The sequence below is a fragment of the Imperialibacter sp. EC-SDR9 genome (assembly GCF_902498805.1).
In the GTDB taxonomy this organism is placed as follows: Bacteria; Bacteroidota; Bacteroidia; order Cytophagales; family Cyclobacteriaceae; genus Imperialibacter.
Genome location: NZ_LR701574.1, coordinates 260142 through 283785 on the forward strand (window position 1 = coordinate 260142; position 23644 = coordinate 283785).

Genomic DNA, 23644 nt, shown 5'->3' on the forward strand with positions numbered 1-23644 from the left:
TTTCAACTCCTCTGATCAGAATAGTGAAGAAATTCAGATAAAATTTGGGTGGATTTAGAATTCATTAGAATTCAAATTACAGCCTGCCAAACTCAAAACACCCCATCTCCATTCGAACCCATATAGCCCCCCCATCGCACAGGTTCTTCTATTTCGATACCCGTTGATATGCGCTTGATCTTCATGCCAAGAAAAACCATCAAGTCAGAGGTGGGATTGAAGTACTGACAATGAACAATATCGAGGTAGCCATCATCATCCATGTCTCCAATGTAAGGTGTTGAGAAGATATTCTTGAATCCATTGAGCTGGTCAATGGGAATGACTGATTTATCTGTAAAATTAATCGCAACAAGCTTTGTAAGTATCTCACTTGATTTCTTGTTCACAAACCCCTCGGCACAGTCAAATTCGTTAATACTGATAATCGCCTCATCGGTTCCATCGCCATTGAGGTCATAAACCACTGGCGAAGAAAACCCAGTGCAGCCCATTTCGGCCATGTAGGCGACCTCACCAGTTTTCCCGTCAACCATCACCTGCACTGATCCGGTATTCTCCGGCCAGGCACCCCTGCTCACAAACGTAAAGAAGTCGGGTACGTCATCGTCAGTGAAATAGCCTACTGCAAAGCTGTTGCTCGACTCTGAATTGTCAATCCTTTTCGTCCAAATGAGGTTTTCGGTTTTGCCATCAATAGCAATTATGCTGCTGGCATGTGAAATAGCTACAAGGTCATAAAAGCCGTCTCCATTGATATCTGCTATAGAAGGCGGTGCAATGAAGCCGTGGCCAACTTCCGTCACCAGGATTTTGGCTTTAGAGAGCTGACGAGCTTTTAAAGCTGCCAGGGTAGTTACATACAGGCTCCCTGAGATCGTCTCCCCTCCTGTTCCAAACAGGATAGTAACGTCGTTGCTGCCCGGCTGCTGAAACGCAATAGGCGACATGTACGACTCTTTACCATCGGGCATCGTGTCTGCTGCCAGAATCTCACCGGTTTTGGTGTCCATCAGCATCAATACGCCAGGAAATCTATTGCTGGTGGAAAATGGCTCAACCTTGGAATTGCCACCGTTGACGATCAGCAAGTCCTTTAGGCCATCACCATTCTGGTCAGGTACCAGCACACTGTTGTAAAAATTAAAGCGGGCATACTGAAGGATGGAGTCTTCCTGGTACAACTCATGGTCATAGGCCCAAATCAACTTGCCGGTTTTTCCATCCAGCGCTCTCAGGTGAGGCGACCTGCCGCCAATAAACACCTCTGGCACCTGGTCACCGTTCACGTCGTAGAGTGTCGCCGAACCAAACACCTGGTCAGTGGTTTCTTGCCTCCAAATCAACTCGCCAGTCTTTCCGTCCAGCGCCATCACACCAAATTCTGACTTTTGGTATTCGTTCTTCCCGGCACCCATCACAATATCCAACACACCATCCCGATTAAGGTCAGCGGCACGTGGCGACGACTGAGAACCAATGATAGAGAAATCCTGCACCCAGGCTACTTCTGTTTTCTTTTTTTTGCAGGAGGTAACTGCCACGCAGAAACACGCAACAAGCAAGAGCAACAGTTGATGGAAAAATTTCATAGTGATGGCCGTTTCGGCCGCTAAAGTATTGAAAAACGAACATAAAGCTAAACAAATGGAGGCTAGCAACACCTTTCAACGCCGGTAAAATAGGCCCCGGCGCAGCAGGTGCAACAACACTGTTTAAAAAAACTTTTAAGCACTACCATATGCTTTTTATAAACATTAACTTGTGTTTGGTTTGGATCGAAGAAATATCCAAATCTCTGACCCGCATTTGATAAAATGCAGCCATATTTGAGAATTGAACCCTTACGAATTGCGATGTTGGATTTTTACTTCTTCCCCGATGGACACCCGTAGATATATATTGAATCAATTCAGCGCTATCTCGATCAATAATTATTTGATTGTCAATTTAATCATAGCACTGTCTTTCACAAGCACATTATCCTTTTCCCAACAAAAAGGGCCGCTTTTTGAGCTGATGCCCACAGCTAAAACAGGCATTACATTCAAGAACATGTTGACGGAGAGTCCTACTGCCAACGTGCTCACCTACGAATACTTCTACAACGGCGGCGGTGTGGCCATTGGCGACATCAACAATGATGGGTTGGACGATGTGTACCTCATTGGCAATATGGTAGAAAACCAGCTCTACCTTAATCAGGGAAACTTCTCTTTCAAAGACATCACAAAATCATCGGGCACTGCTGTAAGCCAGGGATGGAAAACTGGTGCAAACATGGTAGATATTAACGGTGATGGCTGGCTCGACATTTATGTGTGCCTTTCAGGAAAAACTGCTCCCGATACCAGAAGGAATAAACTCTTCATCAATAACAAAGACCTGACCTTCACAGAAAAGGCAGCGGAATATGGATTGGATGACCCATCGCACAGCACGCACTCAGCCTTTTTCGACATCGACAATGATGGTGACCTGGACATGTACCTGCTCAATCACAACATTACCGTGATCCGTGAGTTTGAGTTTGCCAAGGCAAAAGAAACACGTGATCCCTACGCTGGCGACAAGCTTTACCGGAACGACAACGGGCACTTTGTCGACATCAGCGCCGCAGCTGGCATCAAAGGCAACCCACTTGGTTTCGGTTTGGGCGTCAACATTGCCGATGTGAACCAGGATGGTTTTCAGGACATTTACGTATCCAACGACTACGTAGAGCCCGACTACCTCTACATCAACAACGGCGACGGCACCTTTGCCGACGAAATGACCAACTACATGCAGCACATCTCCTATTTCTCTATGGGCTGCGATATCAGCGACATCAACAACGACGGCTGGCCCGACATTTACACGCTCGACATGCTGCCGGAGGACAACAAACGCCAAAAGCTGTTGTATGGACCGGAGAACTACGAGCATTTTGCCCTGCTGGTCATCAACGGCTTCTATTTCCAAAACATGCGCAACATGCTCCATCTGAACAACACCGATGGCACCTACAGCGAAATAGGCCAGTTCTCGGGTATTTCCAATACCGACTGGAGTTGGTCTCCTCTCTTCGCCGACTACGACAACGACGGCTGGAAAGACCTCTTTATTAGCAATGGCTATTTCCGTGACTACACCAACCGTGACTTCCTGAAATACAAGGGCGACTACTTCTTTGATATGGCCAGAGAAAAGCAGCCTGCCGACACCTTTCATCTGGTTTCCACCATGACATCCACCCCCGTACATAACTACATCTACAAAAATAATGGAAACCTGACGTTCAAGGATATGAGCGACGACTGGGGCTTCGCCAATCCGGGCTTTTCCAGTGGCGCAGCTTATGCCGACCTTGACAACGATGGCGATATTGACCTGATCGTCAACAATCAAAACAACGCTGTTTCTATCTATAGAAATCAAACCCAACAACGGCATCCCGACCGCAACTACCTCGGCATTACGCTCAAGGGACTTTCTAAAAACTCCAGAGGCTACGGTGCCAAAGTGCATGTGTATGCAGGCGGACAGGTGCAGTATTTTGAGCAAATGCCTACCAGAGGCTTTCAATCGTCGGTTACCGGTAGGCTTCATGTCGGGCTTGGGCAGCAGAACAAAATAGACTCAATCCGAGTGAAATGGCTGACTGGTGCCGAGCAGAAGCTTTCAGGTATTACTGCGAATCAAACGATCACAATAGAGGAAAAAAATCTCGAAAAGCCTTACCTATTTGTGTCTGCCAAAGCAGCTTTTGAGCCAACTAACTTTTCAAGAGTGGAATGCCCTGTCTATTATGAACATCTCGAGTATGGTTTCAACGACTTCAAGCGGCAGCCACTCCTGATGACCATGCTTACTAACTGCGGCCCCATTATGACTACAGGCGACGTGAATGGCGATGGCAGAGAAGATATCTTCGTGGGTGGTGCACAAGAAAACCCGGGCATGCTATTCATTCAATCTGCATCTGGTTCGTTTGATCCTGCCAACTTCCCGGTAACGCAAGCCGACCTGCAATACACTGATGCAGGTGCCAGCTTCTTTGACGCCGACAAGGACGGAGACCTCGACCTTTACCTCGTTAGCGGTGGCTACAATGATTACAGTGAGAAAGATAAAGCCACACAAGACAGGCTTTACCTGAACGACGGAAAGGGAAATTTCACCAAAGCGACAGATGCCTTGCCTGACATGCTCGTGAGCAAATCATGTATTGCCTACGCCGACTTTGACAAAGATGGTGACATGGATCTTGTGCTCGGCGGAAGGGTGATTCCTGGCAGGTATCCGGAAGTGCCTCAAAGCTTCTTCCTTGAGAACGAAGGAAACGGCAAGTTTGTGGATGTGACTGCCGCAAAGGCCAAAGAGCTGGGTGCGATAGGAATGGTCACTGATGCTTCGTGGGTGGATTTGAATGGCGACAAATGGGACGACCTGGTTGTCGTTGGAGAGTTTATGGCCATTGAAGTGTTCATTAATAAGCAGGGAAAATCGCTGGAGCGATCGACCAACCAATATTTCGACAAGCCAATCTCAGGTCTCTGGAATAAAATGATAGTGCATGATTTTGATAAAGACGGCGACCCTGATATTGTTGTGGGGAACTTCGGGCTAAACACCCAGCTCCATGCAAGCGAAAAAGAGCCCATTACCCTTGTTTACAAAGACTTCGACAACAATGGGTCGGTAGACCCCATCCTCAACTACTACATTGAAGGGGAGTCGGTTCCATTTGCCAGCAGAGATGAATTACTTGATCAAATCTATGCCATGCGAAGCAAGTATACCGACTACTCTTCCTATGCCGATGCCAGGTTGAGCACCATCTTCTCAAAAGCTGACTTAAAGGATGCAAAAGAACTGAAGGCTACCGAGCTGCGGAGTATGTACCTGGAAAACAGAGATGGCAAACTCATTCCTCACGCCTTACCGGATGAAGCACAGTTCGCTCCTGTTTATGCAATGACGATGGTTGACTACAACGAAGACGGCAACATGGATTTGGTTGTTGCGGGTAATCAAAGCTCGATTCGCATTCGCATGGGGGTGATCGACGCTAACTTCGGCCAACTGTACGAAGGTGACGGCAAGGGACATTTCAAATATGTATCGCAGTCAAAATCAGGCTTCAGGTTCACCGGAGATACCAAGTCGCTTGACGTGATAGATGTGGCAGGTGAGCAGTTCCTGCTCGTGGGTGTGAATAATGTGGGTATCGAAGCGTATAAATTGAATAAGTGATGAGAAAGACGGTTATACTGGGTGTTTTGCTGAGCGCTATGCAATTTACGGGCTCGGCGCAGACCAGCCTGAGCAATACGGAAGCGGCCAAAGTGTTCGCCGAGAACGCCTTCCACCTGTCGGAGGTGATGCTTCATGATGTGGCTAACCCACCTGCTGCCAGCCGGTTTTATGCTTATGCAATGCTGGGCGCTTACTATATAGCTAGCACCAGTGGTAGCGACATTCCTCAAATTGGCCCAAACTTCAAAGTAAACCCGGGCGTTCATGCCACCTACTCCGCAAAAGGCTTTGACCTGACTTTTGCCGCCACCTATGCCATGCTGGAGGTGGGGAAAAAGATCATGCCGTCGGGCTACCTGCTCAAAACCAATCAGGAGCAGCTGGAAACACAGTTCAAAGAGCAATACAAGCTTTCATCTCGTTCTGTTGAAGCCAACAAGAAGTACGCCATTGAAATAGCAGACCAAATCATTCGGTATGCCAAAAGCGACGGGTACAATAAGTTGAGCACCTATACCAGGTACACGCCAAGCAAAGAGGAAGGTCGGTGGTACCCCACACCCCCTGAATATATGTCGGCCATTGAGCCGCAATGGAAAACCATCAGACCGTTCTTTCTCGAGTCGTACGACCAGTTTGTACCAACAGCCCCTGCTCCTTTCAGCCTCGATACCGCCAGCTCGTTTTTTAAGCAAACCATGGAGGTGTATGACGTTGTGAAGAACCTGACGCCTGGGCAGAAGCTTATCGCCAGCTTTTGGGACTGCAACCCCTTTGCCGTGACCTATTCAGGCCACATGGCCATCGGATTAAAGAAGATCTCTCCTGGCGGCCACTGGATGGGTATTACCGGTATCGCTTGTGAAAAGGCAGATATTCCCTTCGACTCCACCATTTTTGTGCATGCCATGGTGGGCACTACCCTCCACGATGCTTTTATAAGCTGTTGGGATGAAAAATACCGGAGTGACAGGATCAGGCCTGAAACCATGATCAACAAGTACATTGATTCCGAATGGCGACCAATTCTCCAAACACCTCCGTTTCCTGAATACACCAGTGGGCACAGCGTAGTGTCTGCTGCTTCTTCTGTTGTGCTCACAACGCTTCTCGGCGATAATTTCGCTTTTAGAGACGACTCTGAGGTGTATTTTGGATTACCGGAAAGGGACTTCAATTCCTTTTACGAAGCTGCCGCAGAGGCAGCCATTTCAAGGCTTTACGGAGGCATTCACTACCGAGACGCCTGCGATGAGGGTGTGAAGCAAGGCCGGGCTGTGGGCACAAACTCCATCAACAAAGTTCTGAAGCCAGCCAGCAAGGGCACAAACTGAAAAAGTAGCGGGTATTTCTGCCTGATCGAATATGTACCAATCTGTATTCTTGGGGATTGAATGGATCGGTGTGCTGCTAAATAAAAAAGCAAAAGGTCCAAGCCTATCCGACTGGAGAAGCCCGGCCGGGCGAGACACATTGAACCAGTTTTGCTTTTTTATTGCAGCCTATTTGCTGAATCGAATAACGTTCCTTTTGAGGCTTGCTCCCCAGATTTTCCGTCTGATCCGTAATCGCTGCCTTCTACCCGGTGAGACTGAAAACAAAAAAGCTTTCGAGCGAACCCGAAAGCTTTTTACCTGCTCAGGAATGAGGTAACTAAACCTCTTTTAGACAAGATTTAGGCTCCTCCTTATCGCAACCTTCCACTGTTAACCTGCCCGAAGACGAGGTCCGCCAGATGGCGGATGAGGCCTGGTTTTGGCAAGAAGGTTAACCCGGCATTGTATTCATGTTAGGTTTAGGACCATCTGCCTGCTCAGGATTTAATACGAAGTTAGAGCATTCAACACTTTTTGGCAAAGAGAAGGAACCAATATTTCTATTAATTTTTCGAACCGAAATAAATGGCAAAAAGTATCGTTTATATGCGCCTTAAAGCTCTTTGATCTTGATGTTTCTCCACTTCACACGAATACCACCTCCGTCGTGAATTTGAAGGGCAATTGACCCCGTTGCCTGCCCAATCTTCTCGTCTTTGAATGAAATCATTTCCGTGCCGTTCACCCACGTCGTCACTTCATCGCCCACCACCTTGATGCGCATGGTGTTCCACTCCCCCATCTTCAGTGCCTTGTCTTTTTCAGGGTCTGGCTTGATCAACCAGCCTCTGCCGTAGGATTCGTAAATTCCGCCGGTATCATGTCCCGGAGGTGCCACTTCTGCCTGCCAGCCCGTGATCTTTGTGCCCTCAATGCTCGACCTGAAAAACACACCGCTGTTCCCATTGGCTTCCTGCTGAAACTCGAGCGTAAGGTCAAAGTCCTTGTAAGTTTTCTCTGTTGCAAAATAGCCGTATCCTTTGTCAGGCCCACTTTCGCAAACCAGTAAGCCGTCTTCTACAAACCACTTTTCAGTGCCGTAAATCTTCCACCCTTTCAGGTTCTTGCCATTGAAAATGGACTTTTGAGCAAACGCCCCGTTAGTCATCAAAAGCGCCAGGCCAATCGCCAACGATAACCTCGTTAATTTCATTCTTTTCATTGTTGCTTATTGTTTAAGTATATCTGTATTAGCTATTAAATTGTATTACCTGCTGTCGGCTCCAGAGGCGAAACTTAGCAGAGCAAAGGCTATTTTTCAAATTGAATCGTTTTCAATACGGCCAGGTTGTCATTCGGCTTTTCTGGTTTCATAATGAAGAAATACATATCATGCCGCCCCTCCAGCGCCTTTTCCAGTGTTCCGCTAACTGTACCATTCTCACCCCAGGAACCAGTGGCATCAAAATCTGTTTTGCTGACAATGGGCCCGGCATATGAGTCTAGCCTCACTTCTATATAGCCATTTTTCTTGTCTGCTGCATACTCGTAGCTGAATCCTTTGATGCCAGTCATGTCAATGTTCTTCAGGAGAATATAGGATTTATGGCCTCCCTGACTCAAGCTGTTTCCCCACCGTGGGAAGCCTTCGTGTGCATCTGCAAATACCGTGCTCACCCTGGCGTTTCGAAGTGTAACTAGCTCTGAGCCGGTCAAAGGCCCCACACCGTTGGCTCCTTTATCGGTATAAGTAGCCAACAGATTGTACACGCCACGCCTGTCGTCTTTTTTGTGCTTGTTCAAAGCCACCTTACCCTCCGCCGGCAAGGTAGCAGCTGTTGACGGGTTTGCCAGTGATAGAATATAATTAACAATCTCTTTCGCATCATCCATAGGAATCTGCGGGTGGGCTGCCATCACGTGCACGTCACCCCAATTGCCGCCACCGCCCTGAATAATTTTTCTGGCCAATGTATTGACTGCCGAAGGATCTCCCTTGTATCTTTCTGCCACTTTCAGGTAGGCGGGCCCAACGGAAATGTCTTTTACAGTATGGCAGGCCTTGCAATCGCTGGCCTCAATAAGTGATTTACCCAGAGAGTTATCCCCCAGCACTGCCTGATGACCAACTGTTTCCGCTGCTGCCATACTTGGCATGGGATTGTAGTCAAACAATACAGTCACTGCTGAAACGGGTATGCCCCCTTCTTCCTTATCGTTTACCACCACTTTGTAAGAGAAAGACGGATTATTGTCCCAGAAAAATGACTTGTTGCCAGCCGTTTCAACTGCCACCTTTGGCCGCTCGTTGCCCACTCTCACCAGCACAGTGTCCGAACCAACGGCACCAGCTTTATCAATTACCCGCAATACCGCATTGTACAGTCCGGGTGTTTCGTAGGTATAGCTTGCGTTGCGTTCAGTAGCTCCCACCGTTTTCCCGTCAAACAACCATTGGAAGCTTATTTCATCGTCATCATCATAGTCGGTTGTTCCAGCGCTGCTGAACTTCACCGCCAGTGGTGCCACTCCAGCGATCTCCGACGGGCCTCTGTAGCGTGATTCAGACGTCACAAAAGCTTTGGCCCTCTTTTCCGCCATAGCTACGGAATCGACAATGCTGGCGCTGGCTATTGGTGCCCGGTTGCCCGTATTGTACTCTACTCTGATCAGCCTGGCGTCATCATTATCTGCGCCATATACCGACCCGTACTCCAGCATATACATCACGCCTTCCTTGCTGAACACCATGTCGATAGGTCTGCGGAAGTCGCCATTGTTGGTCATAAAAGGCTCGTTGCGCACGTAGTTCTCGTTTTCATCAAACCGCAGCACCATGATCCAGTTTCTCATCCAGTCGAACACAAACAAACCACCATCAAAATACTCAGGAAAGCCGCTTGGTGACTTCTGTGCAGCGTTGTATGTGTAAAAAGAGCCTGCCATAGCACTCCGTCCTCCTTTGCCTAGCTCGGGGAAGTCTTCAGAGGCAGCATAAGGGTACCAGATCATGGCCGGACTTGGGCTTGGCAAGTTCGTCAATCCAGTATTATTGGGAGAATTGTTAACTGGCTCGGAGGCGTCGTAACTGGGACCTGCGGTATTCGTGGCAAAATCCCACTCCGCATAAGCATAGTTATTCCCGACAAAGTAAGGCCACCCGAAATTACCAGCCTTTTTGGCCTGGTTAAATTCATCATATCCTCTTGGGCCTTGTATACTGTCTTCACCTGCATCCGGCCCTATTTCGCCCCAATAGATGGTTCCTGTTTTAGGGTTGATGGCTATCCGGTACGGATTGCGGCAACCCATCGCATAAATTTCAGGCAAAGTCTTTTCTGTACCAGGCGCAAACAAATTACCTTCTGGAATAGTGTACGTCCCATCTTCCTGCGGACGAATCCGCAAAATCTTACCTTTGAAATCGTTGGTATTGGCAGCCGAGCGTTGGGCATCCATGGGGAAATACTCCGGCTCGGGTCTTTCATCAATGGGTGCATAGCCATTCGAAGGAAACGGTGTGGTACCATCGCCAGTTGACAGTACAAGGTTACCATCCTTGTCGAAGGCCAGTGAGCCACCGTGGTGTGCCCCGCTGTTGATCTGCACCGGCACTTTCAAGAGCACTTTTTCCGAATTCAGGTCTAGTGTGTTGTCGGCAGTTACCACAAATCGGGACAAATGGAAGAAAAATGGTTCCCCCTCCATCGGTGGTGAGTGATACAGATAAATGTGTCCGTTGCTGGCAAAGTCCGGGTCAAGCGTCACTCCTATCAGTCCGGTGCCTCCTTTGTTCATCACATCGAGCTGATGCACCAGTTTGTTCTCCCCACTCTTTGTGTCGAACATCCAAAGCTTGCCGTTGAACATTTCAGTGTAAAAAAGGCGTCCGTCGTCAGCAATGGCCATTTCCATCGGCACGTCAAGGTCATTCACCAGAATTGTCTTCACGAAGCGGTTTTCTTCAGGCGCTTCCACTGCATATGACTTAGAATAGTCAAGGGTCACATTGTCGCCCATGGCATATTGAATGCCACCGTAAAGGTGCTGGAGAAATAAAGGGTCGCTGAAGCTCTCTTCCACATGACCGCCACCGGTGTAGAACGCACGGCCACCATCAAACTCATGGTACCAGGCAATGGGATGATTGGCACCATTGGTACCGCCATTGTAGGTGTTTTCGTCCAGGTAGGCGAGCACATTCAACTCAGAGTAAAAGCCTTTGTAGCTGTACCATTCGTCAGTTCTCTCCCATTTCGCAGGAAGACCTTTTGTTGAAATATGGGTGGTGTCGGTGACCAAAACAGTCCCCTTCTGGATATTGGAATTGCTGGGATGGCTGGAAAAATGGGCTCCCATCAGCTTGTCATACCAAGGCCAGTCGTATTCGGTGTCGGCGGCTGAGTGAATACCAACGTAGCCACCTCCTGCCTGAATATAGCGTTCGAAGGCAGCCTGTTGTTTGGCATTCAGCACATTGCCAGTAGTGCAGTTGAATAGTACGGCCTTATATTTCTTTAAGTTATCGTCAGTAAATACGTCAGAGTTGCGGGTAGTGTCCACGACAAACTCGTGCTCGCTCCCCATTTTTTGAATAGCAGCTATACCATAAGGAATGGAGCCGTGCTTGTAGCCCTTGGTTTCAGAGAAAACCAACACTCTTGGGCCGTCTGAGCCACTGTCGCACGATTCAAGCGTTAGCAGTGAGAGTAAAAAAACACAGCCAAAAAGCAGCCGCTTGGAGAAAAGAAGTAGTTTCATAGGATATCGCTTAAGCAGTTAAATGTAAGGCTATTCCTGTTGCTTTCTGACTCCAGAGTTTATGAATGGAGAAATTGAAGGATGAAAGCTTTTCAGGCCCGAGGCCGACGCCCGGATAAAATCACTTTTCCCAGTCCATTTCTTTGTTAGAGCCACATTACTTCCTCATTTTTGCGCAACGGTTCTATCGATTTTTTATCCACCCTTTATGGCAAAGAAAATTTACTTTACTCCAGGTCCCTCCGACATCTATTTCACTGTGGAGGAGCATTTAAAAAACGCCCTCAAAGAGCAAATACCTGCTATTTCTCATAGAAGCAAGCGGTTTCAGGAAATTTATGCAGAGGCTGAGAGCAATCTCCGCACCTTGTTTGGCCTGCCCAACGATTTTCACCTGGCTTTTACCGCTTCCGCCACCGAGGTGTGGGAGCGCCTGATTCAAAACTGCGTAGAGAAAGAATCCTTCCACTTTGTCAATGGGTCGTTTTCTCAAAGGTTTTATGAAATAGCCGGAGAGCTTGGCCGTATTGCTAAAATGGCAAAGGCCGATTACGGCAGCTACACCCCCATCAGCGATGTCGCCATTCCAGGTTCTGCAGAGCTTATTTCGGTGACGCAAAATGAAACCAGTACCGGCGTTGCCTTTCCACAAAATGAGATAGAACAGCTTAAAGCTGCCTATCCTAATGCGCTGATTGCTGTAGACTTTGTAAGCTCAGCACCAGTTTCCAATATCGATTTTAGCAAAATCGACACTGCCTACCTTTCAGTGCAGAAATGCTTCGGCTTGCCGGCGGGGTTGGGTGTTTGGTTTTACAATGATCGCTGCCTCGAAAGAGCAAAGACCTTACAGGCAAAAGGTCAGGTCATCGGCTCCTACCACAGCCTGCTCAAGCTGCACGAAGGTGGCCTCAAGAAGCAGACACCGGAAACGCCAAACGTCTTGTTCATCTACCTACTTGGCAAAGTCGCTGGCGACATGCTGTCCAAAGGCCTGGACAGAATCCGAATTGAAGCGGAATACAAAGCGACAGTCCTGTACACCTACTTCGAAAGTCATCCACTGTTTGCTCCTTTTGTAAAAAACGCAGACGCCAGATCTAGAACAGTGATCGTGGCAGAAACAGGGCAGCATACTGCACCGTTGATCGACTTTTTGAAATCCAAAGGCATGGTGGTGGGCAGCGGCTACGGGCCATTTAAAGATTCGCATATCCGGATCGCCAACTTTCCAACACACTCAAAAGAAAGCATTGAGCTGTTAGTTGACTCGATTGACACGTTCAACTTGTAGTTTTTCCTTTTTAGCTGTTAATAGCTTAAAACTTACCGTACAAATACTTCTTGAGTGGAGTTATTTCAGGAATAAATTAGTTTTAGTAACGTAACTTTGCGGCGACAAAATCATAATGAAGTAGATGCATAATTTTCATAAAATTCTGGTAGGACTCGACTTGACTGATATTGATGAGCAGTTGATCAAAGCAGCGTCATTCATCACCACTGCGTTTAAGTCCAAAGAGATTTACTTCTATAATGTGATCAGGGACTTCAGTGTGCCTGAAGAGCTTATCAAGGAATTCCCAACTGTTGTGGAACAACTTATTGTCGACAGAAAGCATGAGATGGAAAACAAAGTCAATCAGTACTACAGTTTTCCGGACGGAATAAAAGTCAATTTCCTTGTCAAGCAGGGACAGCCTACCAAAAAGATCATGAAGTTTGCTGATGAGAAAAAGATAGACTTGATCATGGTTGGGCGAAAACCCAAGCCTAAAAGCGGCGGCATTATCATCAACCGCCTTGCCAGGCGTGCCGGATGTTCCCTACTCATCGTACCAAAAGAGTATGACCATGCACTTGAGAAGCTGTTTGTACCTATCGACTTTTCTGACTACTCTCTTGACGCTATGCAACAGGCAGTGGCAATTGCCCGATCCAATACTAAACCGGTAAAAATCATAGCGCAAAACGTCTACAACGTGCCTCAGGGCTATCATTACACGGGCAAATCCTACAAGGAATTCGCAGCCATAATGAAAGCCAACGCAGAAAAAAATTATGAGAAGTTTATTAAACAAATAGATACTGAAGGCATTGACATTGAACCGATTTATTCACTCGACAAGCACGACGACGTAATGGGGACTATTTTTGCCGTTGCTAAAAAGAGTCTCGCTGATATCATCATCATTGGTGCCAAAGGGCGTTCGGCAACAGCCGCCTTGTTCATAGGTACAAATGCAGAGAAACTGGTTCAAATTGACTCAAAAATCCCCATCCTGGTAATAAGACCTACGGGAAGAACGGAGGGTTTGCTTGAGTACCTGAAAGAACTGTAACTATTTTAAAACATTCTTGCCACAATGTGATTTTATAATAAGCCCTCATATCATAACTTGCTGGCATGGAATTCCAATTTTCGGCGTCGTCTCATTTCAACAAATTCAAATCGCTCTCTACTAAGCGTTTTGATGTCATCGTTGTTGGCGGTGGCATCACGGGAGCCGGCATTGCTGTCGATGCTGCGAAGAGAGGACTCAAAGTAGTTTTATTTGAAAAGGGAGACTTTGCTTCGGGTACCAGCAGTCGGTCGACCAAGCTCATTCACGGTGGTTTGCGTTATCTCAAGCAACTGGAGATTGGTCTCGTGCGAGAAGTAGGCATGGAACGCTCCATTGTCCACAAAATGGCCCCGCACATGGTCATTCCTGAAAAAATGCTCCTTCCCCTTGTGGAAGATGGCACTTTTGGAAAGTGGGCGACGTCACTGGGCTTATGGGTGTACGATGTGCTAGCCGGAGTAGATGGAGACGACCGCCGGGAAATGCTCAACCATGAGGAAACATTGGCAAAGGAACCACTGCTCAACCCGGAGAAGCTTATCGGTAGTGGCTACTACGCAGAATATAGAACCGATGACGCCAGACTCACCATCGAGAACATGAAAAAAGCAGCCCAGCTGGGTGCTATGCCGTTCAACTACTGCCATGTAAAGGAATTCATCTACAAAAAATCAAAGGTTGTTGGCGTAAAGGTGTTTAATGAAATTACTGGTGAGGAGATTGAAGTAAAATCTAACTACATCATCAATGCTGCCGGCCCGTGGGTAGATACGCTAAGAGATCAGGATCATTCTCTGGAGGGCAAGCGGCTTCATCTCACCAAGGGAGTGCATATAGTGGTGCCACACAGCAAGTTTCCACTTAAGCAAGCGGTGTATTTCGACGTGCCTGACGGCCGAATGATCTTTGCCATTCCAAGAGGAAAAATCACTTATATAGGTACAACCGATACCGATTATAAGGATAACAAAGACCTCGTGCTTACCAAAAAAGAAGATGCAGACTACCTGCTCTCGGCGGTGATGAATACCTTCCCTTCCGTACATCTCACTATCAAAGATGTGTGCTCTTCCTGGGCGGGCCTTCGTCCTCTGATTCATGAAGATGGCAAGTCGGCGTCTGAGCTTTCAAGGAAGGACGAGATATTCGAATCTGAAAGCGGGCTGCTTTCCATTGCTGGTGGCAAGCTCACTGGCTATAGAAAAATGGCTGAGCGCATTGTGGATGTGGTGATGGAGCGGATGTACGAGAAGAATGAACACAAGTTCGTAAAATGCAGTACAGACAGCCTTACATTGCCCGGCGGTGATTTTAAGAACTATAAGGCCGTTGAAAAATACACCTCCGAAATTGGAAAAGCCCTAAAAAAGCTTGGAGCGTCGCCCTATGAGTCATGGTACCTGGTGTCAACTTATGGGAAACAGACAGACACTATTCTTAGCATGCTGCCCGATTACCAGCAGGTGGACGACATCAGAGAGAAGCTGCTAATGGCCGAACTGGACTTCTCGTTTGAAAATGAAATGATTTGCAGGCCCGTCGACTATCTGGTGCAACGTTCCGGGAGGCTTTACTTTGACATTGAGAGTATCCATGCATTCTCCGATATAACTCTCAAGTTCTTCACAGAAAAGTTTGGATGGGATCAGGCCAGAATAGCTTTAGAAACACAAGCCATTGATGAAGCGATGAAAAGGGTAACATCCTTTGTCTGAGGCAATCCGATCTTAGCTAAACAGACCGGAATTTATCAAGCAAATCATTTAACTGAACAGCTTCTTCTTCCGTCAGGTTGCAGATTTTCTTTTCGTAAACCTCCATTTCGTTGTCAATTTCACTTAGAAGCTTCAGCCCTTTGTCGGAAATCAATACGTCAACAGCACGACGGTCGTTAGGACACTGCTTTCTTATCACCAGTTCCTTGCTTTCCAGCTTATCTACGATCCGGGAGGCATTCGACATCCGGTCAAGCATTCTATCAATAATCAGGTTTACGGTGGATGGCTGCGGGTGCTGCCCCCTTAAAATGCGGAGCACATTGAATTGTGCTGCAGTAATGCCATAGCCCTTAAAAAAAGTATGGTGCTTTTCCCCAAGCCAACTAGCGGTATAAAAAAGGTTGATTGTGGCTTTCTGAAACTCGTTTTTGAATTTCGGTTGTTTGATGTCTTCAGCTATTCCCATTTTACTAAATTATATTCCAGGTGCTCAAAATTACTATATAACTCCTTTGTCGACACCTATTTGTAAGAAAACAACGAAATATATTACGGGATAGTTGTAGGTACATGTACTTTTCATAAAAATAAACCGCCCTCCTCTTTAAACCTTCTATTCGTATCTTTATCTAATAGTTAAAATCTGGTTTTGCAGGAGAAAGACATTCTTGAGAAAATAAGGGATCCATCGTCGAAGCAATTTGGCTTTTCTCTGCTTGTACGCCATTATCAGAAGCCAATGTATGCGGTCATTAGACGAATGGTAATAGACCATGACGATGCTGACGATGTGCTTCAGGAGGTCTTTTTAAAGGTTTGGAAAGGAATTGATAACTTTAGGGAAGATGCAAAGCTTTTCACCTGGGTTTATCGAATAGCCAGTAATGAGTGTTTGCAGTTTCTGGCAAAAAAGAAGAGACGGTTCTTCCTCCCGATTCATGACATAAGCAGCGAATTGTTTGCAAAAGCAGAGCAGTCGCCAGGGTTGTCTGGTAGCGAGATTGAACTGAAGCTGCAAAAGGCGATCTTAAAACTACCAGATAAACAGCGTCTCGTTTTTAACATGAGATATTATGATGAATTGAAATTTGAAGAGATAGCCAGTATAACCGGTACAAGCGTTGGTGGGCTGAAGGCGAGTTATCACCTGGCAGCAAAAAAAATAGAGGAATATGTTACTGCTGATTAAACCTTTAGCTCAAAAAACAATCAAAGTATTAATTGACTTCTGATGAACAAGTTCAAGCTCGACGACATAGAAAAGAAAGAGCCGTTTGAGGCCCCTGAAAAGTACTTCGATGAGTTCTCGTTGAGGATGCAGAAAAGGATAGAAGTAAAAGCTGCTGGCTCTCCGGTGTGGCAGCTCTTGCTTTCTCCCAAATGGTCTTTGTCGGCGCTTGCAATCGTGCTTATGCTGGGTGTTGGACTATTTGTTTGGAACAACAATAAGGCAACAGACGAAGATTTAAACCCTCTCGATGCCGTGGCCACAGCCGACCTTATCTACTATCTGGAAATCGAATCTGTCAGTGCCGATGAGCTCGTGCAATTGATGGATCATGCTGAAGCAGAAGATTCAATTTGGAATGACGGTGAGCTAAACTTATTGCCGGAAGAAGAAATGACCGATGAAGAGTTGCTGCAGCTCTATGATCAGTTAAGTACACAGGATGAAATCCTTTAATTGAATGATTATGAAACGTTTTAAATATATAGCCCTAATGATTTTGTTGTCGGCCGCTTATTTGCAGGCGCAAGACCCAGAGGCAATGAAAAAAGTAGAGGCCGCCAAAATCGGGGTGATTACCGAGCGACTGGGCTTAACACCTGAGCAGGCAGAGCAATTCTGGCCTATTTACCGGGAGTTTAGTGATAAAAGAAGAAGCATTTTGGGAGAGATGAGAGATGCACGGAGAGATTTCAATCCTCAAACAGCCACTGAGGAAGAAAACAGGGCTATGATGGACCTGAACTTTCAGGTGAAAGAAAGAGAGCTTAATCTGGAAAAAGAATATTCCGAAAAACTGCTCCGGGTGATTAGTACCCGACAGCTGGTTTCACTGCGGCAGGCTGAAGACGATTTCCGACGAATGGTGCTGGAACAGCTCGAAAGAAGAGCCAGGCAACAAAACATGCGGGAGAATCTTAGGGAAAGAAACCAGGACAGGATCAATGGTAGAAGAGGTAACTGAATTTAGATAACACTGCGTATCATAAGGGATAGAATACACTTTGTCCGTTTGGCATGGGCAAAGCTTGCGTTGATTGCAGGCTTTGCCTTTTTGAGTTTCAACTCAGCGGCCCAGGAGGACACCACTGCAGTTTATAACCTATCTTATGAAGACTCATTGTCCATTTTTGACGACATGGACTCGCTGTCAATCTTTAGGTTGATCGACAGTGTGCTTTCTGCTACTCAAAAGTCGTCAACGCTGAATGTCAGGCTTTCCTACACTAGCAGGGTCACGTCAGCTGGCAGAGATTTTAGTGTGAAACAGTACGGGTTCACGCCGGGCGTTTCCTTTTATCATCACAGCGGTGGATTTGCTGATGTTTCAGGCTACTGGAATAGTCAGTTTGAGCCCAACTATAGCCTGACAGTACTAAGTGTCGGCTATCTCGGGCTTCCCACTAAATGGCTCTCGTACAATATTGCCTTCGAAAGGTCCTTTTATGCCCAGGCTGCCTCCGATTCAATCATTACGGCACCACCTAATGGGTTCAATGGTACTTTATTTTTTGACGCCGACTGGCTGTATGCCACTATTGACTATACGTACCTTTTTGGTAATGGCGATGCACACCGTCTTTCCGGTGCTTTGTCAGGGAACATTGTGTTTCGGAAAGTCTGGTTTCTCGATAAAATTACGCTGTTTCCTTCCGCCAACTTCCTATTTGGCAACGAGGAGCTTGTCTCCTACCGCTTCAATGTAGACCTCACGGATCCAAGAATCCAGCGTTTGATCAGGCGCTTTCCCAGGCTGCGAAGGAGAGTGCTGACACCCGACACCAGGGATGTGTTTGGCTTAATGAACGTAAGCTTTTCTACCCCCATCTCCCTCAGGTACAAACAGTTTAGCTTGCTCCTCTCCTACACCTACAACATACCCGTTGAGTTGCCCGGGGAGTCGCTGGCTGACACCAGGCCCAATAGCTATTTCAGCACAAGCCTGGGTTATATGATTCCACTCCGCCAAAAGAAGTAAGATTCTTTATATTTGGGTTTTCTTGTTCACATGCAGACTGTAACCCTTTCAGAGTTGGCCTTTACGATCAAGGATGCTATTTCCGGCAACCTCGCTCCCTCCTATTGGGTAACAGCCGAAATTGGTGACATGAAGGTGAATGCCAAGGGGCATTGCTACCTTGAGCTGCTTGAAAAAGACCATCAGCAAGTGAAAGCCAAACTTCGGGCAGCAATTTGGGCCTACGACTTCAGGAACATCAATCAGTGGTTTGAAAAAATAACCGGCAACTCCTTAAGGCAGGGAATTAAAATCCTGGCCAATGCGCAGGTGAGCTTTCACGAGGTCTACGGCCTCAACCTGACCATCAAAGACATCGACCCCAACTTTACCATTGGAGAAAGGGAAAGAAAAAAGCAGGAAGTCATATCACGGTTAACTGAAGAGCTCCTTATCGATCGCAACAAAGGCTTGGTGCTTCCGGTTGTTCCACAACGAATTGCCGTCATAAGCTCCTCCACCGCTGCCGGCTATGGCGACTTTTTGCACCAACTGGAGAACAATAAAAAGCACTATGCGGTGTCGACGAAGCTCTTTCCTGTGACTTTGCAGGGAGATGAAGCCGAGCGAGCCATCCTGAGTGCAATCGAAAATATCTCCAAAGAAAAAGATGACTTCGATGCTATTGTTGTCATCCGTGGTGGTGGTGCACAGCTCGATTTGGACGTTTTCAACGAATACAATGTTTGTGCGGCCATAGCCAATGCTCCCCTGCCTGTGCTCACCGGCATTGGCCACGAAAGAGATGAAACCATTGCCGATATGGTGGCTCACACCCGGCTCAAGACCCCCACCGCTGTGGCCGATTTTATCCTTGAGGGTTTCGAGTCGTTCACCGAATCTATTCAGTGGATGGCAAGCAGGCTCTTGCGGCAGGTCGATGAAGAAATGACGGGGCAAAAGCACTTACTAGGTCAACTTTCAAAAGACCTCAACTACCTCGCCAGGCAACAAATGGCGCAAGGCCTCTCCTATATCAACAGCATTAAAAGAGATATAGCGCAGTCAGCAAAATGGAAGATAGAACGGGAACGACACCGTCTTAGAGAAGTTTCCGCTACTACTATCTACACAGTGAATGAGCAGTTGAAAACCGCAAAAAACCAGCTGGCTATGGCGGAAAAATCGATTGAAGCAAGCGACCCAAAGAAAGTGTTGGCAAGGGGATACAGCATTACCACCCTGGAAGGGAAACTTTTGAAGAACAGTAAATTAAAGAATGGGGATTCCATCGTGACTCACTACAGCCATGGGGTCTTAACGTCTCAAATAAAAAGCCTTAATGACCATGAGTAATATAAAATTGTCTTATTCCGAAGCGTTAGAGGAGCTAAAGGGTATTGTGGAGAAGATAGAAAGTGCCGAATTGGACGTGGATGAAATAACAAAAATGGTTCAGCGGGCGACCGATTTGATCCTCTACTGCAAGGAGAGGCTTACTCACACAGAAGCTCAGCTGACCGAGGCCATGAAAAAATTGGAAGAATGATGCATTTGACGGCTTATTTGTAGAAATTTAGGTGCCTTAATTTGCCATCATGACCAAGGAAGAAGCCAGAGAAGAAATAGCAAGGCTTAGCCAGGAGCTAAACTACCACAACCGCCTTTACTACCAGGAGCACAGGACAGAAATATCCGATTTTGATTTTGACACACTATTAAAAAAGCTCCAGGAGTTGGAAGCTACATTTCCTGAGTTTGTGGATGAAAACTCTCCCACACTTAGGGTTGGTGGCACAGTCACCAAAGACTTCGAATCCGTTGAGCATAAGTATCCCATGCTTTCGCTGGGAAACACCTACTCTGAGCAGGAACTCCGTGATTTTGATCAGCGTGTAGCCAAAGCATTGGAAGGTGCACCGTACGAATATTTCTGCGAAATGAAGTTTGATGGTGTTGCACTCAGCCTTACCTACGAAAACGGTCGTCTTTCCCGGGCCGTGACCAGAGGCGACGGAACAAAGGGCGATGATGTGACCAACAATGCCAGGACTATTCACAGTATCCCACTGCGACTTGGCAAAGACGGAGACTATCCATCAGCGTTTGAAGTGCGGGGTGAAGTGTTCCTGCCCAGGAAAATGTTCGACAAGATCAATGCTGAAAAGGAAGACATAGGCGAGCCTCTTTTGGCTAACCCAAGAAATACTGCATCAGGCACACTGAAACAGCAGGATTCAGCAGCAGTGGCCAAGCGCCGCCTCGACTGTTACGTTTACTCACTGCTGGGCGTAGAAAGCCTTATACAAACACACGAGGAAGCAGTGCACTTGCTGGAAAAGTGGGGCTTCAACGTGTCCCCTACCTACGGGAAATGCGCCACTATATACGATGTATTGAAGTACATTGCTGAGTGGGAAACAAAAAGACTTGACTTACCGCTCGATACCGACGGGGTCGTTATTAAAGTGAATGCAATCACTCAGCAGCGACTGCTGGGCTTTACGGCCAAAAGCCCCCGCTGGGCCATTGCCTACAAATACAAAACACAAAGTGCTATCACCGAGTTGCTCGACATCACCTATCAGGTCGGGAGGACCGGCGCAGTAACTCCGGTGGCAGAATTAAAACCCGTGCTACTGGCTGGCACCACTGTGAAGCGGGCCTCGTTACACAATGCCAATGAAATTGCCCGACTCGACCTGCGTGTTGGCGACATGGTGTTTGTCGAAAAGGGGGGCGAGATTATCCCCAAAGTAACGGGTGTCGACACGGCCCAAAGGAGACCAGGAAGCCAGGCGGTAGTTTATCTTGATAAGTGCCCGGAATGTGGAACGCCGCTGGTGAGAACCGAGGGTGAGGCCGTGCACTATTGCCCCAACACCGACGGCTGCCCACCGCAGATACAAGGCCGCATCGAGCATTTTATCCAGCGCAATGCGATGAACATTGAGAGCATGGGCCCCGAAACTATTGCAGGTTTGCTCAGCCACGGCTTGATCAAAGACCCGGCTGACATCTACTTCCTCACCTTTGAGCAACTCAATGGGCTGGAGTTTTCGAGCTATTCAGAAAAGAAAGGCGACACAGTTACCAGAAGCCTCAGAGAAAAGTCCGCCCGCAATATCATAGATGCTATTGAAAAGTCGAAAGAGCAGCCTTTCGAAAATGTTCTCTTCGGCATGGGCATCAGGTATGTGGGAAGAACAGTGGCTGAAAAGCTGGCAACGCATTTTGGAGGCATCGAGGAAATCAGCAAGGCCAGCTATGAACAGCTGCTGGAGGCACCGGAAATTGGCGAAAGAATCGCTCAGTCGGTGATTGACTTTTTTGGCTCAGGGAAAAATGCCGACTTCATTAACAAACTTTCGGCAGCAGGGTTGAAACTCAAAACGGAAGGTGGGGCGTTCGTTGCTGCCAGCGACAAACTGGCCGGACAAACTTTTGTCATTAGCGGTGTGTTCAAAGGTTTTGAACGTGACGATTTGAAGAACGTCATAAAACAAAATGGTGGCAAGGTCGTATCCTCAGTCTCAGCCAAGCTCAACTTTCTGGTGGCTGGTGACAATATGGGGCCTGCAAAGCTTGAGAAGGCCAATGAGCTTGGTGTGAAAATTATTTCAGAAGAAGACTTCCTAAAAATGATCAACTAATGCTGGGCAAACTTTTACTACCGGTTCATACGAAGAAAGCAATTAGAAAAAGCACACTGCAAGTGTCGCCTGGTTATTCTGATGCAGATCAAATAGGGATCATTTTCAAGTATTTGAACGACGAACACTATGAAAAGGTACTGAGCTTCATTCGCCAAATTCAAATAGATAAAAAAGAAGTGACCACATTGGCTTTCTTCCCAAAAAAGGAAGCCACCTCCCAGTACAGAATTCCACGCTACTCTACTGACAACTTATCTGTGTGGGGTAAGCTAACTTCTGAGGAAATAGACTTATTTTTGACCCGCAACTTTGACTTCCTCATCAATTTAGACATTGAGTCACATGAGTTTGTTGACAATATCTTATCCAGAGCGAATGCAAAGTGTAAGATTGGACACTTTATGGTAGAAAGGAAAGACTTCTACCAACTGATGATACACATTGACCCTTCTACTGACTTCGAGGTATTCCTCGACAAGATTTACTTCTATATCAAAAAACTAAGGGCAAATGCATGATTGGTTAAGTGGGACTGGGGTAGCCCTGATTACTCCTTTTAATGAACAGCTGGAGATAGATTTCGACGCTTTAAAAAAAGTGCTTGATCACGTAAGCGAAGGCGGGGTTGACTACCTGGTGGTGCTGGGCACAACAGGTGAGTCTGTTACTCTTTCGATAGAGGAAAAACACAAAATACTTTCATTCGTTTTCAAGAACAACAGCAAGAACCTGCCTGTTGTGTTTGGCCTTGGTGGCTACGATACCAAAGAGCTTGTAGACTTCATGCCACAGTTGGAGCAATATCCTTTAAAGGCCCTGCTCTCCGTAACACCTTATTATAACAAACCCAACCAGGCAGGTTTGCTACAGCATTTCACCTACCTGGCTGACCATAGCAAGCTGCCCATCATACTGTACAACGTACCCGGAAGAACTGGCTGCAACATTAAAGCGTCAACTACACTGGAGCTGGCAAAGCACCCCAATATCATCGCCATCAAAGAAGCTTCGGGCGATTTGGTGCAATGCATAGAAGTTGCCCGGTCAATGCCTGAAGGCTTTCAGCTGATATCGGGAGATGACGTGTTAACTGTGCCCATACTTTCGATTGGAGGAAGTGGTGTGATATCGGTCATAGCCAATGCATTCCCAGCTGAGTTCAGCGGGATGGTTCGTCATTCGCTGGCCGGAGAGGCAGCAAAGGCGAGCGCTGCTTTACACAAATTGTACGAAGTAATTCAGCTCACTACAGAAGAAGGAAACCCTACGGGCATCAAGGCCATCGTAAGCGCTCTTGGCATCGGCAACGACCGGGTGAGAATGCCCTTGGTTTCAGCAAGTAGCACACTGAAAGCCAGGATCAAGTCTGCTATCGGCAGTATCTGAAAATCCCCTTTATTATTGGCACAAAAAAAGCCTTCG

At 47.0% G+C, this 23644-nt stretch carries 18 protein-coding genes; 14 read left to right on the plus strand and 4 right to left on the minus strand.

Annotated elements, in window-relative coordinates; all coding sequences use genetic code 11:
- Positions 1-92: 92 nt before the first annotated feature.
- On the minus strand, positions 93-1592 hold the full coding sequence (locus GC130_RS02455) for a PQQ-binding-like beta-propeller repeat protein (protein ID WP_151996666.1): 1500 nt from the start codon (positions 1590-1592) through the stop codon (positions 93-95).
- Positions 1593-1881: 289 nt separating this feature from the next.
- On the opposite strand from GC130_RS02455, the gene GC130_RS02460 reads away from it, so the two are divergent.
- Both GC130_RS02460 and GC130_RS02465 read left to right on the plus strand, forming a co-directional pair.
- Positions 1882-5238 (plus strand): VCBS repeat-containing protein, encoded by a 3357-nt coding sequence (locus GC130_RS02460; RefSeq protein ID WP_151996667.1) that lies wholly within the window; start codon positions 1882-1884, stop codon positions 5236-5238.
- Entirely contained in the window at positions 5238-6575 is a 1338-nt protein-coding gene (locus GC130_RS02465) for a vanadium-dependent haloperoxidase (protein WP_151996668.1), read from the plus strand. The genes GC130_RS02460 and GC130_RS02465 overlap by 1 nt, the downstream gene beginning before the upstream one ends.
- 595 nt (positions 6576-7170) lie before the next feature.
- Here GC130_RS02465 and GC130_RS02470 read toward each other — a convergent pair.
- Together GC130_RS02470 and GC130_RS02475 are read right to left on the minus strand one after the other, a co-directional pair.
- Entirely contained in the window at positions 7171-7770 is a 600-nt protein-coding gene (locus GC130_RS02470; RefSeq protein WP_226940368.1) for a DUF1080 domain-containing protein, read from the minus strand.
- A 98-nt stretch (positions 7771-7868) separates the two neighbouring features.
- On the minus strand, positions 7869-11318 hold the full coding sequence (locus tag GC130_RS02475; protein WP_151996670.1) for a ThuA domain-containing protein: 3450 nt from the start codon (positions 11316-11318) through the stop codon (positions 7869-7871).
- A 208-nt stretch (positions 11319-11526) separates the two neighbouring features.
- On the opposite strand from GC130_RS02475, the gene GC130_RS02480 reads away from it, so the two are divergent.
- The 3 genes from GC130_RS02480 (at position 11527) to GC130_RS02490 (ending at position 15378) form a co-directional block, all read left to right on the plus strand.
- The gene (locus tag GC130_RS02480) at positions 11527-12612 is read left to right on the plus strand and encodes an aminotransferase class V-fold PLP-dependent enzyme (RefSeq protein WP_151996671.1); all 1086 of its coding nucleotides are present in this window, start codon (positions 11527-11529) and stop codon (positions 12610-12612) included.
- 124 nt (positions 12613-12736) lie between these two features.
- Positions 12737-13660: a universal stress protein gene (locus GC130_RS02485; RefSeq protein ID WP_151996672.1), complete on the plus strand. Its 924-nt coding sequence runs from the start codon at positions 12737-12739 to the stop codon at positions 13658-13660.
- Positions 13661-13725: 65 nt separating this feature from the next.
- Positions 13726-15378, plus strand: coding sequence for a glycerol-3-phosphate dehydrogenase/oxidase (locus GC130_RS02490; protein WP_151996673.1), 1653 nt, complete (start codon positions 13726-13728; stop codon positions 15376-15378).
- Between the two features lie 16 nt (positions 15379-15394).
- Here GC130_RS02490 and GC130_RS02495 read toward each other — a convergent pair whose 3' ends face one another.
- On the minus strand, positions 15395-15847 hold the full coding sequence (locus GC130_RS02495) for a MarR family winged helix-turn-helix transcriptional regulator (RefSeq protein ID WP_151996674.1): 453 nt from the start codon (positions 15845-15847) through the stop codon (positions 15395-15397).
- A 183-nt stretch (positions 15848-16030) separates the two neighbouring features.
- Between GC130_RS02495 and GC130_RS02500 the strand changes: the two genes are divergently transcribed.
- Genes GC130_RS02500 through dapA form a run of 9 tightly spaced genes read left to right on the plus strand, consistent with a single transcriptional unit; the run spans position 16031 to position 23608 of the window.
- Positions 16031-16570 (plus strand): RNA polymerase sigma factor, encoded by a 540-nt coding sequence (locus GC130_RS02500; protein WP_151996675.1) that lies wholly within the window; start codon positions 16031-16033, stop codon positions 16568-16570.
- Between the two features lie 42 nt (positions 16571-16612).
- Entirely contained in the window at positions 16613-17065 is a 453-nt protein-coding gene (locus GC130_RS02505; protein WP_151996676.1) for a hypothetical protein, read from the plus strand.
- Between the two features lie 10 nt (positions 17066-17075).
- A complete protein-coding gene (locus tag GC130_RS02510) occupies positions 17076-17573 on the plus strand; it encodes a hypothetical protein (RefSeq protein WP_151996677.1) in 498 nt (165 codons plus the stop codon).
- Between the two features lie 48 nt (positions 17574-17621).
- Positions 17622-18587 (plus strand): hypothetical protein, encoded by a 966-nt coding sequence (locus GC130_RS02515; RefSeq protein ID WP_151996678.1) that lies wholly within the window; start codon positions 17622-17624, stop codon positions 18585-18587.
- A gap of 30 nt (positions 18588-18617) precedes the next feature.
- On the plus strand, positions 18618-19922 hold the full coding sequence (gene xseA, locus GC130_RS02520; protein ID WP_151996679.1) for an exodeoxyribonuclease VII large subunit: 1305 nt from the start codon (positions 18618-18620) through the stop codon (positions 19920-19922).
- Positions 19915-20115: an exodeoxyribonuclease VII small subunit gene (xseB, locus tag GC130_RS02525; protein ID WP_151996680.1), complete on the plus strand. Its 201-nt coding sequence runs from the start codon at positions 19915-19917 to the stop codon at positions 20113-20115. Before xseA ends, xseB begins: the two co-directional genes overlap by 8 nt.
- Before the next feature lie 49 nt (positions 20116-20164).
- A complete protein-coding gene (gene ligA, locus GC130_RS02530; RefSeq protein WP_151996681.1) occupies positions 20165-22219 on the plus strand; it encodes an NAD-dependent DNA ligase LigA in 2055 nt (684 codons plus the stop codon).
- The gene (locus tag GC130_RS02535; RefSeq protein WP_151996682.1) at positions 22219-22740 is read left to right on the plus strand and encodes a hypothetical protein; all 522 of its coding nucleotides are present in this window, start codon (positions 22219-22221) and stop codon (positions 22738-22740) included. The genes ligA and GC130_RS02535 overlap by 1 nt, the downstream gene beginning before the upstream one ends.
- Positions 22733-23608 (plus strand): 4-hydroxy-tetrahydrodipicolinate synthase, encoded by an 876-nt coding sequence (dapA, locus tag GC130_RS02540; RefSeq protein WP_151996683.1) that lies wholly within the window; start codon positions 22733-22735, stop codon positions 23606-23608. The genes GC130_RS02535 and dapA overlap by 8 nt, the downstream gene beginning before the upstream one ends.
- The last annotated feature ends 36 nt before the right edge of the window (positions 23609-23644 follow it).